Here is a 15,847-nt window from a genome sequence, read left to right on the forward strand (position 1 = left end):
GCTTGGCGTCTCCACCAGCCACGATGGGCTGCAACCGAAATTCCGACTTGCGAGAAGATCGACATCCCAGATAGTCAGAAGTCCCGCGAGCATAGTCAGGACCGGAGCAGGCAACTCAAAACTCGTCGCGGTCCAACATGCATCGTCGCCGTCTCTTGTGACATCGGATCAGTCGGCGGCGTGTTCGGGCTAGCGCAGGCGCATCGCAGCCGCATCCTCTGTCACCAGGCCAACGACTGCGTCGCGCTGCAACATCGCTGCCAACTTCATGAGCTGACAGGGGTCCACCGATGTGACATTGGGGTCGATCACCGCTCCGGTAGCGAGGTCTGGCAAAGCCGAACCACCAATCTCACCCAGGCGGCGGGCGGTCTCCCACACCAGTTCGCGCCAGGCCATCCAGTGGAGCGCACCGCCGGACACCGGAGCCTCGGGCAGAAGCCCCGCGGCATCCTCAGCCAATTTCCACAAACGCTCGATGTCCACGTTGTCTCCTTCGACTCTGTAGTGCGCGTCACACAGACTCTAAACACGCAGCCATTTTCCGTCAAGCGACGCCATTGACATTCCACCAGTGGGCCATGCGCGGAGCAGCAGATGCCGCGAGCCGGCCGCCCACGCCGATAGCAGGGTGAGAGTTGGCCGCGCAAAGTCGACGAAGACCGCCGATTCACCGTGCGAATCGCACGTCTACGTGCACTGATGCCAAACTGAAACGGGCGCTACCGGAAAGCCTGAGCAACACCGTCATATAGGTCGCCGTAGGGGTCGGATCGCACCTCGACTGGCCGGTCCCGAGTCAGTGGCGACTGGGGCGCAACCGTCTTGTCAATCGTCGTCAGACTTGAGCACCGCGGCAGTATCTGGCGCACCGACTCCGCGCCTGACGCGGCGCTGCACGCGCCAACGGCCGTCGTCCTTCCGCAGCTGCCAACGATTGATCGATGCGCTCACCAAACAGACATCGGCGTCACCTTGGCGCAGGATGAACGAGTAACCCGTAGCCGTCGCTTCTGCCCCGCTGATTCGAATGGCCAAGTTGTTGCCTTGCACATGGAGACTTCGACCACGAAACCCATCGCCATGACGGCCCGTTCGTTCAGTCAAGAAGTCTCGAATCGCATCCCTGCCGCGCCACTCGATCACCTTGAAAGGGTCACCCGGGTCGCCAGACGATATGTCCATGACACAGTCGCGGGTGAACAGTTGGATGTACTGATCGTCCAAGCAGGCGTCTGCGTAGTAGCCGTATCGCGCGAGCACTTCCCGGATCGACTTCTCATCCTCGAGTAGCGTCAGACGCTCTTCGAGAGCTGCGAGCCTCAAACCCAGAGCTTCCTCATCAATCATGTTTGGTTCCCAGTTCTTTCCGGAGGGCGGACGCACACGCTTATTTGGCGCTGCGCACCGGGCCGCGAGACATCACAGACGAAGTACCGTTGCAGGTCAGCAGCATCCTTCTGTGCCGCGTCGCCCAACTACCCTTCACCGCTAAAGACGACTGTAACCATACTTAGTCAATAATTGTGGGAATGCGAGCCGACTGCTATCGTGTTGCAATCAAGTTACTGTGGTTGTGACCGGGTTCAGTCCAAATGAGTGCGTATCCCTCGGCGGAAACCGGCACGCGAAGGAAGGACGTGGGATGGATCCCAATCCGGACTACGACGCAAGCGATGAAATCGAGTACTTCTTTCAGTGGTTGCCTTGGGCGTTGCGCGGAGTTCATGCGCCGGCATACCCGCCCCAGTAGTCAACACTGGGCTACCTGCCGCCGAACTAACCATCTAAATGGGGACGGGAGCGGTCTCGATCTAGACCGACGCCCGTCCCCGCTGCCCTAGCCGTCGCGGGTGGCTATGGATCTGACAGGCGCTTCCGGATCGCTACTAGTACGTATCGAAACAGAGGAAAAGTCGGCTACTCACAACATGTTTGGGTCGTTCGCACAGGTCCGGCAGCCGATCAGGCTCTTGGAGCAGGAGACCTATGGATCGGCGAGCGTGACGCGCTGATTTCCGTGCCGCAATCTTTCACAACGGATGAAGACTCCGGACTCACCGAGACGATACATACGTACGGAACAATTCCGAGTACTCCGCAAAGGAAAGCTTGTCCTCATGGAAGGCATAATCGATATCGTCCCAGCTGCCCCTCGCATACGCATCGGTGGAAACGCCCCCAACTTTCGCAACATGCCCGTGGGTGTAGTTGAGCGCCCTGAGCGCCTGCATCATTGCCGGGGTGTCGATCTCGCCAGCGTCGCGTTCATCGATGATGTCGAGAGCGGACTTTGGCGCTACTTTCAGGGTCCCGTTGTTCTGGCGTTTGACTGCGGCGATAGTACGACTGATCTGCGGCTGCGATACGCCGATAAGTTTCGCTATCACGGTCTGTGATCGCCCAGCCAACACGGCCAAGACGATCAGTCGCTGCTCGCGGGATGCCGCTAGTCGGCGTTGCGCACCGGCCTTACGCAGTTGTTCATCGGTGATCGGCATCGGTTTCGGCCGGGGGTTCTCATGCGCCAAAGCCCTCACCACCTCTATGCGGTCTGTTCAGTCGTGGCGGCTGCTATGCGTCGCCGTCTTCGACATGGCTCCCACGCGCTCGGTGATTCGAGCCGCCGACGCAAACATCAACGGAACCAGTGTTGTTCAGAGTTTCCGAGTGGGTGTCCACCCAGCGTGGGTTCAGGGCGAAGCGGTTGATGCTTGACCGCTGACGCGCTCAGACGGCGGCGGAGTTTATGTTGGGCGTTGGCGTCCGCGTAGGCACGGCTGTGAGCCAGCCGGATTCGCGGAATGAGGTTGCCTCGGTCGGCGTCTGTCAAACGGTGGATGCGTCCGTGGTTGGCCGCGATCATGAGGTCGTGCCAGGTGTGTGCAGCTTCGGCTGTATTGCGCGTGTTGAGGATCGTTAGTGCAGTAGCAACGTGTGCGGCGGTTTCGGCCGCCGTGTTCTCGGCCGTCGAGTCAGAGTACGGAGCTGCGAGGCTGGGATAGCAGGAAGTCACAACGGCCTGCGGTTCTAGTTGTGCGTAGTCGATCGTTTTGGCGACCCACCTCACCAGCACTCTGAGAGTTTCAAAGGCGACGGGCGTGCGATGGAGGTCTTGCCTCGCGGCGGGGGTCGCAGCGAGAAGCATATTCGTCACCTGTTGTTGAGCCTCTAGGAACCTTGGCTGGGCGGAGAGGTCGATTGGGTGTGCAGAAGCGAGGCCTGCGACGCAGGCGAGTAGTGCACCGGTCGGATCTCGGCGGCGCGGACCGCGACATTGACCGGGGCACGGGACATGGGTCATTGGGGATGGATTTCGACGTTGCTCACATAGGCACTCTGGGCATGTATCGACCAACAAGCAGTGGTGCGTGAGGCATGCGAACGTCCAGTTGAGGCGCCAAGCGAGTTTCCATCGTCCGCCCGTGCTGTCAAGACAGTATGGGCAGTATCGGGAGTTGGCCCGCCAGTCCCACGGCCCGGACGGCAGCATCCGCGCCAGGCACCTGTTCACGCGCGTGAGCGTTCCATGGTCGCGGGGCAGTGCCATCGCATCAACATCGTCGGCGCTGAGGTCAGCGACGTGCGCGATACGTGCGAGAGTGCCAGGGTCGAGCAGACGCATCCAGGCGCCGGGTCCCGCCGATGCGATGCCGCACTGGTAGAGCACATCACCGAAGGGCACGCCGTAGCGGTGTGCGAGGGCTTCGAGCCAGGAATCCAGGGCCTCCCCAGGCAGGGGTTGAACGCGCAGGGGCAAGGTCCTGGGAGTTGGCACCGCCGCTGGCCCAGGCGGCCTGCGGGGGTGGGTTTCGGGAGGGCAGACGGGGCGTCTTGTGGCGGTCAAACCGCGATCCTGCGCGATCGGCTGGTCACCCGTAGGCCGACTCTTCGGTGATGCCACTCCCGAAACCCACCACACCAGTGTACCGCCAGCGGTACATATTTCCATGTGCCGTTAGCGGTGCAGACTTCTATGCACTCGTAAGTCCTACTTGTGGGATGCCGACAAGCGCCCCGCAAGACGACCCGCATCGGGGCGAGCAATGGCAGCGTCGTCGCAAGCTCATCGGCCTTCGGATTCGAACGCTGCGGCTCGATCGGGGCTTGTCGCAGGAAAGTCTCGCCCTTGAATCCGGGGTTGCTCGCAACCAACTGATTCAGATGGAACATGGGCGGCGCGGGATTCTCGCCGAACGGCTGTATGACATTGCCGAGGTCCTCGGTGTTCCGGTGGGTGAGCTTCTGAGCGAGGACGACCTGTAAAGATTGTCGACCTCGTAGCGCCCAGTGCCCGTTGCCAACTCACGTCAAATGCATCGCGCCGTGCGCCACCGTTCGTTCACGTTTTCAGGCGTGCCGATCAGAGCGATGTCGGTGTTTGCCTAGCCTCGGTCTTTCGGTGTCAGTCCAGCGGATGTCAGCGCCTGGCACCGAGATCGACGGCTGTTGCGAGCTTGACGAGCCGTTGCCCGAAGTCGGTCAGCTCTATCGCACGATTCTTCTTCGCGCGCGTTGCACGTTCGCACACTTTGTGTCCGAACGCTTTTTCCAGCGAACGAATGTGTGCGCTGATGGTGCATTGCGCACGGCCGAGGGCAGCAGCGGCGGCACTGAATGACGAATAGCGGCTCGTGGCTACGAGAACTTGGAGGTCATTCCACGTGTGTGTGCTGGCAAGTCGTGGATCGCAGGTTTTTGAGTCGATTGCGAGCGCCTCAAGCAGTTGCAGTGTTCGCGGGTCCTGGTCGTAGCGCCACTTGTAGCGGTGGGTGGGGATCTCGTAGCGGCGGGCATAGTTTTTCACTGTGTCTGGGCATACGCCGAGTTCAGTGGCGATGTCGGTAAGCGTGCGGCCCGCCAGGATGTATTGGTCCTGAAGCCACTGTGCTGTCGGCCGCGGAGTGGGGCGCTGTTCGATGCCGTACTCGCGTAGAAGACTTTCCAGTGTCCGGTGGTCAAAAATCCGGCCGTGCTCGGCGGCGACCCGTTTGACGATCGTCTGGCGACCAAGTTGCTGACGCTCGTATAGGTCGCGCAGTTTCGGTTCCGGTAGCACTGCTCGTAGCCAATCGAGCGCGGGCGTGGGCACTGGTTTAGGTCCGGGCGTTGGGTGGTCGCGACGTGGGTCGTGTTCGAGGCCGAAACGAACTGCGTCGACCGGTACACCGAGTGCGCGACTCGCGCCGAAAACGGTGTATCCCTGGTCGATGAGATGGTGGATTTCTTCTGTTGGGATGGCAGCCACAGTCATGCCCGGCAGATCGAGGCCATCCAGAAGTATCATCGGAGGTGACCATCGCAGCGGCTCATCGGTGATTCCACAGGAGCGCAGGAAGTCTGTCGCGATCGCGTCGAGCGTGGCAAGCAATTCACCGCTCAGGTGTGCGCGCAGAACATCCTGAGGTCCGTCACGGGGCAATAGCTTGCCATCAGCATTTCTCGCTGGCGGTCCACCTATCTGCTCGATAAGCCAATTGCGAACAATGATGGGCCCGTCTGGCCTGCCTTGGATTGAGATGTCGAGTGATTAGGCAACCTGACTCCACTGGCGGTCGTTGAGCAGCCGACGGTAGTCGAGGTCGCGGCGGCGTTGGTAATCGATCGGTGGCGGCGTCGCTCTGAGGTACCGGCTTAGCCGCTTGAGTGCTTCATGGATCGCGGCCCATTGGCGATGTGAATAGAGCTGCCGGGCCGCGCGGCCGATGGCGCTGTTCGCCTTCGGATGAATATGTAGTCGGCGGTTGGCTTCGGGTCCGGCCAACGGCGATGCCATTGCCAGCAGTAGTCGCGTCAGCGTTTGACAGTGCATTGTCCAGCTCAGCGTGCCCGTGTCGAGCCCGAGGGTCCAGGGCGCCCACAGCCCAGCTCGGATCGCGCGGAGTGTCGTGTCATCATCGTGATCGTGCACCCGGTCGTTTTGTGGATGCTGCACGCCGGCAACGTCATTGGCTTCGGCGACCTCGGCGAAGACGTCCAAGCATCGTTTCCGCGACAGAATCTCGGCGGCCGCCAGAGCAGTGCTGTATCGAGCGCACACGGGGGGCATCCGTTCAGGCGCAGGATTTTCCATCATGTGTTTGGCAGCACGCAACGCATCGGCGGCCTCAGTGATCGACGGTTTCGTAAGGATCTGCATGGCTGTGGTCACCCATGCGCTCACCACTGCGGCAGGCGCGGCAGCGACGCGTGCGGACTTTACGCCGTTGTCCTGGCCGGCCTGCCGGACACGCAGCGTTTCATCCCAGTAGGTGATCCGATGCTCAGTTGCCCGATGCTCCCAAAGGCTGAGCAGATCCGTACCGCCTATCCCGTTGAGTAGCCGGGCGCTCAGTTGGAGCACGTCTTGAAGGAGCTCGTCAGGACGGGCTGGTGCTGCCGAATAGAGACCGCGGTCGATCTGCGGGCGTGACAGCCATTCGCTGAGTGTCTGTTGCGCGAGCAAGACCGGATCATTGCCGCGTAGCTTCGTCAAAGGCGCGTTCGATAGCCGTGCCGTGCAGCGGGCACCGACGGCCGAGTTCGACGGTGCGTGCACGATGCCGCGACATCGAAAAGTCAACGGCGGGGCCAGAAGGTGAAGCCACGTGGGGCTCACGCATTGGTGGTGTCCGTCTCGGGTGCACGCATCGGCGAGATAGCACTGATGCTCGGGGCATGTGGTGATCCAGGGCAGCAGCCAGTCAAGTCGGTCACGACCCGGATCGGTCTTCAGGCACAGTGGGCAGAAGCGTTGTCGGCTGATCTTTCCCCACGGCGTGTCTGGTCGGCCGCTGACAGGATCGATGGATATGAGGGACGGCTCGTAGCGTCCTGCCAGAGTCATCGCGGCGACGTCAGCTGGATCGGTATGCGTCGCGTTCGCGATCGCGTCCCGTTGGTCGTCGCTCAGGTGGGCAACTAAACGTAGGTCACGAGCGTACGTTCCGAGATACGAGTATCGCGGCAGGACGATCTGGAGCACTTCCCCCCACCAGCATTTCATCCGAGTGGCGTGGGCGGCCAACCAGGACACCAGCGATTCCCCGGGGATCGGCTTCACTCGCATTGGAAGCGTCATGAACGTGCCTTCGGTGCGCTACAGCGCGGTGTCTCGTACCTGGTCTCCGTTTCCGCCCTGTGCATGACGTGTCAGACGCACCATCTCGGTGGCATCGTCATTTGAAGCCGCGTCGAACCCGCTGGATCTTCTCCAGCATGTCGGAGCGTTGATGTTGCGAGGCGGCGTCCATAGGTACGCGTCGTAGCGTGGCCTCATCCAAGCATTCAGTGCCAGTGCGCACTGCCCGATAGCATGCCCGGTTGAGAAGTGTGGTCAGCGGCCCGATACGACCCGAGGTACGTTCGAACAACAGGTCCCAGTGTCTGGTCAGCATCCCTCTTTCCTTGTTGGCCAGCACGATTCGTCTCTCTAGGGTGAGCAGTAGGTTCCGCCATTCCTTGAGGTGCTGCGCGTTGTCGATGTCGAAGCTGCGCATCACCAAAGGCGTTATCCGTCGTCCGCTTTGCCCGAGAATGCCATCGGCGTAGTCGCCGTCGCTGTAGAGGCCACGCTGTTTGAGGCCAATTCCGATGAAGATGATGGTCAGAGGGAACTCATTGCTGATGTATTTGAACTGGTTGCTGATCTCCACGCTGGTCGTGCGCTGCTTGAGGAAGTGCAGATCGTCGACGATAAGGAGTTTCGTTTCGCAGGACAACACGCAGTCCAGGGCGCGATTGGCGAAATCGGCGGCGGTACCGCTTCGGGTGCCGGCATGGTTGTAGAACGCGAGCATTGCCCGGTTGAAGTCCCTCAGTCCGGTGTTGCCTGTCATCCCCACCCGACAGACTGGCCAGCGTTCATCGCCAGACTCGGTGAACCTGCCGCATTCGCTGATGGCTGCACGATGAAACTGACCCGCGAAGTCCAACAGGGCACTGGTCTTGCCCACACCCGCGGGTGCCTCGACGCCGATGGCGCCTTTGGCTTTGTCGCCATCGTGCTGGTTGCTCCCGACGATGTCGGCGATGTCCTCATCGAGTTCGAGAAGTTGAGTGGTTTTGATGGTCCGAAAGTTTGCGTGCCAGATGCTGCGTTGCCGGTTGTATTCCATGCGCTGCTTGGAATCGAGGCGATCAAGTTCGCGCATTGTCAAAGTGCGGGGCTGCTGGCGCGGAGGACTTTCAACGACCGATCGGAAACCTTCCTTGCGAGACAGTGTCAGGTTGTCCAGGGTGACCTTCTTCTTTGTGGTGGCAGCCGCTGGACGCACCCTTTTCGTACGGTGCTGATGTGAGCGATTGATCGACATACTCAGTGCAGTAACGTCTTTCGCTGGTGCAGTCATGCTTATCACTCCTTCTGGTTATCAATCGTCGAAGGCATCGGCGTAATAGGTGTCGTCGTCGAGGTCGATGTCGGCGTCCTCGTCATCGAACGGGTCGAGATCATCGTCGACGTCCTCAGCCGGAGGCCGCGACTCCGGTGTCATCGAGGCTGCCGACTCGGCCGCGCGTAGCTGTTCGATGAACTCCCGAGCTCGCTGCTCGTCGTTGGTCACCAGATCACCGACCAACGCGGCGCGTTCTCGCCCCAGGCGCAGCGCAATGCGACGTTCCTGCAATGTGCGCCCCAGGTCCATATTCCACTGCGCCAGCATCGCTTTGAGCGCCGCCGCTGGATGAGTGGAGGTACCGCGGGCTTTTGCCAGACGTCGAGCGTATTGAAGGCCGTCTTCGCTCATCGGAAGGTCCAGAGAGGGTGCGTCCTTCCATAGCAGTGTGCACCACTTCCGGGTCTCGGGGTGGCGGAAATAGACGCGAGTGAGGTCATCGGGGTTGACGTAGATGTACCACTTCCGGTCTGCTGGCCCACCGTGCGGGCTCTCCTGGCCACGCAACCCGTTTAGCGCGGGACCGTTGTAGATGAGGTTCTTGTACTGCACTCCGTCGTGACGGATTTGACGCCGTACTGGCCGCAAGAACTCGAAGGCCAGATCTGGATCCCGAGGGACTTCGATATAGCCGGCACGTGCCACCCCATGTTCGAACATTTGCGCTGGGGAAAAGAGGTGCCCTGGCATGTTGGGATCGAACAGATCCTCATGCGGGTGGTGATGGTAGTGCTCAGCGATCCATTGCCGTATCAGCGCTTCCAGCTCATCGAGAAACAAGGTGGCATCCGCCTCGGGGTGAAGACCGCGTGAAAACACGTCCGGCCCTTTATATCCGGGTAAGAGTTGGAGCAGACCCAGTCGCAAGCTCAGGAAGAACCGTTCCACTATGCCTTTGTCAGTAGCCGTCCGCAGCCGTGCCGGCTGGATGGAAATGCCCATTCGTTGGCACACGCTGTTGATGTGCTGGCATTTGAACTGCTTGCCGTGGTCGACGACGATCGTGTCCGGAAGGATCGCCGGATTGCTGGCGCCGGTGCGGCCTATGAGGCCGTCGACATCGGGGAACACCGCTCGCGGAATCCCGTGTTCGGGCCATACCGCGTAATCCTTCCAATGCGCAGGTGCCAGGTTTGGGCGATACGTTTGGTAGAGCGTCATCGCGACATCGAGGGATTTGGTGGTCGGCGTCACCCGTACACCGGTGATGCACCGAGAGTAGGCGTCCATCGAGACGGTGAGTTCGGCGTTCACAGACTCGAGAGTGAACGGATCCAAGACAAAGATATCGAGGCTGTGGATGTCCATGACCATGTACTCACCTGGCCGTGTCGGATTCAGATTGCCGTATTCACGATCGGGGCGAGCAGCCTCTTCGCGATTGCGTTTGCGGCTGCCGTGGAATGTCGGGATGCGGCGATCCATCTGAGCAAGACGCCGAAATGCGGTGGCGCGTGTGGGCATTGGAACCACACCGACTCCGAAGCGGCTGTCCAGTCGTGCTTCGATCTGATACATGATGGCGGTACGGCTTGGCCTGGACATGTCTCGGTATTCGGTCAGGATTTCCTCAGCGACTTCCAGCCACCGACCATCGGTGCGGCCTAATGGGTTGGTTTGACATAAAGAAGCCAGACCGCTTTCTCCGTGCGCGCGATAGGCATCTATCCATCGGCGCACCGTACGCTCGTGCACTCCGAGTTCTGCGGCCTTGGCGCATCGACGGCTGGTCATACTCGTGTCAGGCGCATACTCGGGTCGTGGTTCGCCGCTGAGTTTGAGTTCAGTCGTGCCGGATCGATACCCTGTCAACACTTCTTGCACGTCGCCGGTCTTCGCAGCTACCTTTGACCGTTGCTGCTCAGTGAGATTCGCCAACACCGTTCCCGCGACTTCTACGTCATCGTCGGAAAGTGGTCCCTCCTGGGATGAAATGATTCGTGCACGGCCCGACGACAGGAGTTCACGAGCGGCAATCCAGTAGGTGCGCGCACCACCGCGATCGGTGACCAGCACATCGTTGCCGCGTTCGGTAGGCACGAGCTGCATAACGGTTGCCGTTTCGCCATTAATGTCGAGAATGGTCCCCGCACCGAAAGGGACTGCGGCCCTGCCGTGCCGAGCGGCCCACGAACCGCCGCTCACGGCGTCACCGTCAGGATGCTTGCAGACGAGAGCTTCCTCGAGATATCAACCAACAGCTCGTGATTCCACACGAGATGAAAGAGCGCGGACAGGGCAATAGGTTTGGAATAGCCAACGTTTGAGGCCACGTCACCGATCGTCGCATCGGTGAGACTACGTGCCTCCTGACGCAACCGGTCTAGCACCTCGACGCGGTATTGCCATGGTCGCCGGTATCCCGACAAGAATCGAATGTTGGTGTACTCGACTCGCGGCTGTTCGGTCGCCAGCTCATAACGCCAGCCACGAGCCTCAACAACCTCGCGAGTCATGTCAAATATGCGAACTTTATCTGGCTTGGTAAGGCTCGCCCGACGCGTAACGTCGATGACCACCGGCGCCCCATCCGTGCACACCAGGTAGTCCGGAACACGTTTGAAGGACGCTCCACCAATGACTGCGTTGAGCTGAAACGGTTGACTAGCAATATGTTTCGAATCCGGGTCAAAATCCGCCACGACCAACCGGGACAGCTCCAGTCGCGACTCATAGCCGACATGGGTACCTTCGGTCACACACCAGTAGAGTCCGGAGTAATTGCGCTGGCCCACGTACCACGGGAAAGTACGCCACGGACTCCCCCGCACCACTGCATCTGGATCCAGTTCGGCCCAATCAACCACGACCTCCGAACCATCCAAGGTCCTATACGACGCGTGTATGTAGTCACGAGAGAGCGTTTTCATCGACGTCACCATCCATCGGCGAACCCCCGCTTGATCGTGAGCACATGCCAACCCCGACGGAAGTGTTGTGCTGGATTCGTGACAAAATTGTAGGGAGATCGCAACGTGGCAATCGAGCATAGGCCCATCGAAGCCGTCGGCGGCGCCTCAGCTCTCAATCTTCAACAACCCGAACGGTACTGATGCGGCATCTCGTCTGCGGTTACTTCTGCGGAGTCTTGCCACAACGTAAACCGCCCTCAGGTCAGCTCCACTGGAGCACGATCCATTTGCTTTGGAGCTCTCTCGGCTGGTGATCCGCCAATGCCATCAAGAGAACACACGCCGCCTCTTGGACACCACCCCATGGAATGGCGAGCATGACGACCTTGAGCTCCAGGGTGGACGGCGTGGCAGCTCTACCCACCTAGAACAAGCACGTTGGACACGCAGAGTCGTCGCATACGGCCCTGGGCAGGTATCGATACCAACCGCAGCGCCTGACGGCTGTAACGCGCTCGGCAACGCCGTCGCGGAGGTCCATCCGATATCGACCTCTGGTAGCTGCGCCACACCAAGAAGCAAATACTCAAGTCCGGTGTTGAGTCGGACAGTCACGGCTCGCTCATATTCTGCCGCAAGACATTCCGTCCCTAGCATCAGAAACTTGAGCGGTACGACGCCGCCCGTTGGCCTACGCGATCTAACCGCGGTGAGCCTGCTCCATGGTCACCCACCGTTTGGCTACCCTCTTGCAAATGTATATGGCAGCGGTCGATGTGTCCGAATGGGCAGTTGCCGCAGATGAGACGGCCGGACAAGACGAAAAAGTCTGGCTCGTTGAACCGGAGACAAGGGTCCTGTGGCTATTCAAGCCCCCGACTGTCAAAGGCGGATTTCGACAACGCGAAGACCTGTGTGAGTACATCAGTTTCCGACTTGCACAGTTGTTGGGCGTGCCATGCGCTCGGGTGCGCCTCGCGGTACGCGACGGCCGTAATGGCAGCATTTCGCGCGATCTCCGCCCTCCGCAGTGGGAAATGCAGTCCGGCGCCGTCCTCCTAGCCGAATCCGACCCTGCCTACTCACCCGGAATATTCAATATCAAGGGCCGACCCGGACATTCCTTGAGCCGCATCGATACCGCGCTATTCGAGGCAACTGCACCCCTCGACTCGACGCTCCCAACAACGTTTACCGCGTTCGACGCGTTCGCCGGATACTTGACGTTGGACGCTTGGATCGCCAATCGAGACCGTCACGACGAGAACTGGTCGATCCTGCTGCCCAACGACAGCAGCTCCGGTCCTCGACGCCTCTGCGGTGGCTACGACCAGGCGGGCTGCCTCGGTTACAACGTCACAGACGAGTCGTGCGCCAACTGGCTCACGCGACCGGGAGCGATTGCCAAATGGGCACAAAAGGGAACTGCATGGCGCTTCGAACACCCTCCCGGAAGGAGGCCGCAAACGCTAGTTGAACTCGCAGTCTCAGCTCTCGATCGTTGCGACCAGCGCGTTAAGGACTTCTGGGTAGCCAAACTAGCCGCAGTGACTGTGGCCACTGATGTACCACCTCTGCTGCCAAATGTCACGGACTTGTCGGAGTCGTGGCGTAACTTCATCCTTGAACTACTACGCATCAACCAAGAAAGGCTCCTTCATGCATGCCGAGACGTGTGACACCGCACCTGCGGTGCCGCAACGGGCAGTGAGCCGGCGGCTGGTCGTGACCTGGCAGCATCCCATCGAACGCACGATTGAGCCGGTCGGCATATTGCAGTTTGACGGCCAATCGTACTCGTTCCACTACATCCGTAACGCATTGCAGGTCAATGACTTCCATCCATTCCTTGGATTTCCGTACCTTCATCGGGCATACCACTCGGATCGATTGTTTGCGTTCTTTGCGCAACGCGCGATGACACCCCGCCGACCGGACTTCGCGCACTGGGTTCGCCGCCTTGGGTTGGATGACGACGCGACTCCGTGGGAGCAGATTTCACGGTCCGAGGGGCGACGGCAAGGGGACACGGTTCAACTATTCCCAGTTCCCGAAGTCGGGAACGGCCAGATGAAATGCAACTTTCTCGTCCACGGTATCCGGCACATTCCTGAGGAGCCGATCCGTGTCGATGGAAACAATGTTTCGTTGTCCGCCGATGCCCTGGAGGCACATTTGGGCGCGCTACAGCCAGGTGATCCCCTCAGAGTGCATGACCAGCCAGACAACGACTACAACCCGAAAGCAATTCTTACCACCACGGTGACAGATCAGCCGCTCGGCTGGGTGCCGGATCTGCTCGTCGACGCAGTGCACCGCATCCCCAACCGCGGTTCGGTCAACGTGACTGCGCAGGTAGTCAACGGCCGCGAGGCGGGGTGGCACCTACGTTTGTTAGCCCGCTTGGAAGCTGTTGTCCCGCAAGATTTTCGTGTATTTGACGGCCCAAAATGGGAGCCGCTGGCAGTCGCATAGCGGGTCCTTAGTGAGCAGTCATTCGTCATGTGCGCCGCCAGTCAGCGGCCGGGGACTCGACTACTAAGACCCGTCCCGTAAGCCTGCTTTCAGCTCCGATATTGGCGAATCGCCGTCTAAAGCCTGGCCAAGCGCTGTGGCAGCGACACCACTTTTTGAGCCGCCCCGCGGTACCACTTGTCGCAGTTCGGTGTCACAAGTGACATCGGTCTGACATCGGGAATGAGATTGTGACATCTGGTATGAGAACTGACAGCTCCTGTCGGTTCTCAAACTGCGTGTCATCTGCCGACATGCTGACCTGCGGCGATGCCCGCAGTCTCACGCCCCGTCATGTGCAAGCAGTCTCAACCGCGTGTCATTTTTGCTGCAACTGGACACGTGGCAGCGGGACTTCTTACGTGCCAGATTCGAATCACCCTTTTTCGTGAACACCCCGGCGCCAGCCGCTCAGCCGGCCCGTAAGTTGCCTGACTTCGGTTCGGGGCATCAGCCCTTACATCAACGGGTCAAACTGCCAGCGCCGGAAGTTCGTAGCCACAGCATTCGTAACTCATGTGATCCACGAGCACTCTCACTTTGGTCTAGAAAATGCCCTGTAGGGCGGTGCTCAACAGGGGGATGGTTCGGTGCCGACCTACTGGGGGTCGGACATTTGGCTACCGGGCATCATCACCAGGCGGTCTGCTCGTCTGACATTGAGACCATCGAACCATCGACGTCCATCGCTGCACTGCTGCCAGTGCCTTCGTAACGTCGGATGGTCTGGCGGATGTGGTCGGTTGCGACCTTGTAGATATCCACCACGGATGCGATATCGCGTCGCACGCCAACGTCCTTACCCTGCTCGAAGGTCGTCACGAACTTCACGCTCTTACCGTTGAGGTTCAGCCGGATGATCGGCTTCCGGTTGTTGTCATCAAGCAGAATCGCGAAGTACGACTTGCTATCTCGATAGTGGACACGTTCAGGCGCAACCTCGGCCACCGCGATGGCTCGCACGATGTTGAATCCCTCGAGTTCTTCGTCCGTCGTCACGACACCGGGATCAGTCACTCCGTCTGCGACCGTTGCTGTCTCAGCGATTGCGGCCTGTCCGATCGGAGGTTGCGTAGGCACGTCGGTTCGGGTGATTTCTGTTGAGCGGTTCGGGTCTGGCGCGTCATCGCCGAGCGCGGTTTTCAGCCGGCTGTTGACCTGATCACCGACATACTGGTTGAGCGCCTTCGCCACAAGTGGTCGGAACTGATCGACGATCTTCTGCGTTGTACGGCCCTCATAGATGCGGTTCACGAAAAACCGAACCCACTCCTCGGACGGGTCTTTCACCTCGGCAGCGATGATCCGGCGAATGCCGCCGATGTACTTGAGTTCCTCTGCGGCATTGACCACCGAGTCGATGTCGAATGACTCCTTGGAAAACTTCTGAATCTCAGGAACCAGCGTGCGGTCGATATCAAGAAGATCGAAAATGAGAAAAGGCTTCTCGTCCATGCGATTTGGCATGTCGCCGTCGGTGTACACATGGTACTGCTGACCGTTGGTCAGGATTGCGATGCGCGCCGACGTGACCGCAAAGTAGCGGAACAACTGGGATGCGTAGCGGAGGTCCAACGGGTCACCGATCTTCTTGCACTCGATCAAGATCTGGACCTGCCCGTCCTTGAAGATCGCGTAGTCGACCTTCTCCCCCTTCTTGACCCCCACGTCGGCGACGAACTCAGGCACTACCTCGGACGGGTCGAACACGTCGTAACCGAGCACGTTCGAAATGAACGGCATGATGAACGCGTTCTTGGTCGCTTCCTCGGTCAGTACCGATGCCCGCATATCGAGGATCTTCTTGGCGATCGCGGCGAGACCGTCAGAAAATGCCATGTTTGCCCCCTGGTTTTGACGCTTGCGGCAGACAATAGATGACGAGGGCGACAGCTACCGGGCGTTTGCATCACTGGCGTTCAGTATCGAACCGATCCCCTTCAACGGCGACCCGCCCTAGTGCTCGCCGTGGAGGACCTCACCGCCATCCGCCGGATCAAATCGCAGGACGCGAGCGGGCTGGTGGCGTCGAGCAGCGCCTCGGCAAACAGGCGGGTCACTGAGTCCTACAGACTGCAGCACCACGTGCACCTCGACATCAAGCGG

Annotated in this window: 13 protein-coding genes and 1 pseudogene; 4 read left to right on the top strand and 10 right to left on the bottom strand. The window is 59.9% G+C overall.

Going from position 1 to position 15,847, the window contains the following annotated elements; translation table 11 throughout:
• Positions 1 to 189 precede the first annotated feature (189 nt).
• Together ACNQR1_RS35135 and ACNQR1_RS35140 are read right to left on the bottom strand one after the other, a co-directional pair.
• Positions 190 to 486, bottom strand: coding sequence for a hypothetical protein (locus tag ACNQR1_RS35135; protein WP_418050098.1), 297 nt, complete (start codon positions 484 to 486; stop codon positions 190 to 192).
• Positions 487 to 828: 342 nt separating this feature from the next.
• Positions 829 to 1,350: a nuclear transport factor 2 family protein gene (locus tag ACNQR1_RS35140; protein WP_418050099.1), complete on the bottom strand. Its 522-nt coding sequence runs from the start codon at positions 1,348 to 1,350 to the stop codon at positions 829 to 831.
• Between the two features lie 298 nt (positions 1,351 to 1,648).
• Here ACNQR1_RS35140 and ACNQR1_RS35145 point away from each other — a divergent pair.
• Positions 1,649 to 1,753: pseudogene (locus ACNQR1_RS35145) on the top strand (hypothetical protein); the annotation flags it as partial.
• A gap of 304 nt (positions 1,754 to 2,057) precedes the next feature.
• On the opposite strand, the gene ACNQR1_RS35150 reads toward ACNQR1_RS35145, so the two are convergent.
• On the bottom strand, positions 2,058 to 2,501 hold the full coding sequence (locus tag ACNQR1_RS35150; RefSeq protein WP_418050100.1) for a winged helix-turn-helix domain-containing protein: 444 nt from the start codon (positions 2,499 to 2,501) through the stop codon (positions 2,058 to 2,060).
• A 137-nt stretch (positions 2,502 to 2,638) separates the two neighbouring features.
• Positions 2,639 to 3,952, bottom strand: coding sequence for a TniQ family protein (locus ACNQR1_RS35155; RefSeq protein WP_418050101.1), 1,314 nt, complete (start codon positions 3,950 to 3,952; stop codon positions 2,639 to 2,641).
• Positions 3,953 to 4,002: 50 nt separating this feature from the next.
• Between ACNQR1_RS35155 and ACNQR1_RS35160 the strand changes: the two genes are divergently transcribed.
• A complete protein-coding gene (locus tag ACNQR1_RS35160) occupies positions 4,003 to 4,266 on the top strand; it encodes a helix-turn-helix domain-containing protein (RefSeq protein ID WP_418050102.1) in 264 nt (87 codons plus the stop codon).
• A 154-nt stretch (positions 4,267 to 4,420) separates the two neighbouring features.
• On the opposite strand, the gene ACNQR1_RS35165 is transcribed toward ACNQR1_RS35160, so the two are convergent.
• The 5 genes from ACNQR1_RS35165 to ACNQR1_RS35185 all read right to left on the bottom strand — a co-directional run bounded on the left by ACNQR1_RS35165 (position 4,421) and on the right by ACNQR1_RS35185 (position 11,365).
• Complete coding sequence (locus ACNQR1_RS35165; RefSeq protein WP_418050103.1) at positions 4,421 to 5,371, bottom strand: LysR family transcriptional regulator; 951 nt, start codon at positions 5,369 to 5,371, stop codon at positions 4,421 to 4,423.
• Between the two features lie 159 nt (positions 5,372 to 5,530).
• On the bottom strand, positions 5,531 to 7,060 hold the full coding sequence (locus ACNQR1_RS35170) for a TniQ family protein (protein WP_418050104.1): 1,530 nt from the start codon (positions 7,058 to 7,060) through the stop codon (positions 5,531 to 5,533).
• A 97-nt stretch (positions 7,061 to 7,157) separates the two neighbouring features.
• Complete coding sequence (locus ACNQR1_RS35175) at positions 7,158 to 8,330, bottom strand: AAA family ATPase (protein ID WP_418050105.1); 1,173 nt, start codon at positions 8,328 to 8,330, stop codon at positions 7,158 to 7,160.
• Positions 8,331 to 8,351: 21 nt separating this feature from the next.
• Positions 8,352 to 10,520, bottom strand: a complete 2,169-nt coding sequence (locus ACNQR1_RS35180) for a Mu transposase C-terminal domain-containing protein (RefSeq protein ID WP_418050106.1) — start codon at positions 10,518 to 10,520, stop codon at positions 8,352 to 8,354.
• Positions 10,517 to 11,365, bottom strand: coding sequence for a TnsA-like heteromeric transposase endonuclease subunit (locus tag ACNQR1_RS35185; RefSeq protein WP_418050107.1), 849 nt, complete (start codon positions 11,363 to 11,365; stop codon positions 10,517 to 10,519). Before ACNQR1_RS35185 ends, ACNQR1_RS35180 begins: the two co-directional genes overlap by 4 nt.
• Before the next feature lie 617 nt (positions 11,366 to 11,982).
• Between ACNQR1_RS35185 and ACNQR1_RS35190 the strand changes: the two genes are divergently transcribed.
• Both ACNQR1_RS35190 and ACNQR1_RS35195 read left to right on the top strand, forming a co-directional pair.
• On the top strand, positions 11,983 to 12,906 hold the full coding sequence (locus tag ACNQR1_RS35190) for a hypothetical protein (RefSeq protein WP_418050108.1): 924 nt from the start codon (positions 11,983 to 11,985) through the stop codon (positions 12,904 to 12,906).
• Positions 12,887 to 13,702, top strand: coding sequence for a hypothetical protein (locus ACNQR1_RS35195; protein WP_418050109.1), 816 nt, complete (start codon positions 12,887 to 12,889; stop codon positions 13,700 to 13,702). The genes ACNQR1_RS35190 and ACNQR1_RS35195 overlap by 20 nt, the downstream gene beginning before the upstream one ends.
• A 672-nt stretch (positions 13,703 to 14,374) precedes the next feature.
• Here ACNQR1_RS35195 and ACNQR1_RS35200 read toward each other — a convergent pair.
• Positions 14,375 to 15,580: a type I restriction endonuclease gene (locus ACNQR1_RS35200; RefSeq protein ID WP_418050110.1), complete on the bottom strand. Its 1,206-nt coding sequence runs from the start codon at positions 15,578 to 15,580 to the stop codon at positions 14,375 to 14,377.
• Positions 15,581 to 15,847 lie beyond the last annotated feature (267 nt).

Source organism: Mycobacterium sp. 48b (assembly GCF_048282725.1).
Classification (GTDB): Bacteria; Actinomycetota; Actinomycetes; order Mycobacteriales; family Mycobacteriaceae; genus Mycobacterium.

Bases quoted from the DNA above. Each gene is read 5' to 3' on its own strand.
- ACNQR1_RS35140 (WP_418050099.1), bottom strand. From the start codon at position 1,350: ATGATTGATGAGGAAGCTCTGGGTTTGAGGCTCGCAGCTCTCGAAGAG.
- ACNQR1_RS35150 (WP_418050100.1), bottom strand. From the start codon at position 2,501: ATGCCGATCACCGATGAACAACTGCGTAAGGCCGGTGCGCAACGCCGA.
- ACNQR1_RS35155 (WP_418050101.1), bottom strand. From the start codon at position 3,952: ATGGAAATATGTACCGCTGGCGGTACACTGGTGTGGTGGGTTTCGGGA.
- ACNQR1_RS35160 (WP_418050102.1), top strand. From the start codon at position 4,003: ATGCCGACAAGCGCCCCGCAAGACGACCCGCATCGGGGCGAGCAATGG.
- ACNQR1_RS35170 (WP_418050104.1), bottom strand. From the start codon at position 7,060: ATGACGCTTCCAATGCGAGTGAAGCCGATCCCCGGGGAATCGCTGGTG.
- ACNQR1_RS35175 (WP_418050105.1), bottom strand. From the start codon at position 8,330: ATGACTGCACCAGCGAAAGACGTTACTGCACTGAGTATGTCGATCAAT.
- ACNQR1_RS35185 (WP_418050107.1), bottom strand. From the start codon at position 11,365: ATGCTCGATTGCCACGTTGCGATCTCCCTACAATTTTGTCACGAATCC.
- ACNQR1_RS35190 (WP_418050108.1), top strand. From the start codon at position 11,983: ATGTATATGGCAGCGGTCGATGTGTCCGAATGGGCAGTTGCCGCAGAT.
- ACNQR1_RS35195 (WP_418050109.1), top strand. From the start codon at position 12,887: ATGCATGCCGAGACGTGTGACACCGCACCTGCGGTGCCGCAACGGGCA.
- ACNQR1_RS35200 (WP_418050110.1), bottom strand. From the start codon at position 15,580: ATGGCATTTTCTGACGGTCTCGCCGCGATCGCCAAGAAGATCCTCGAT.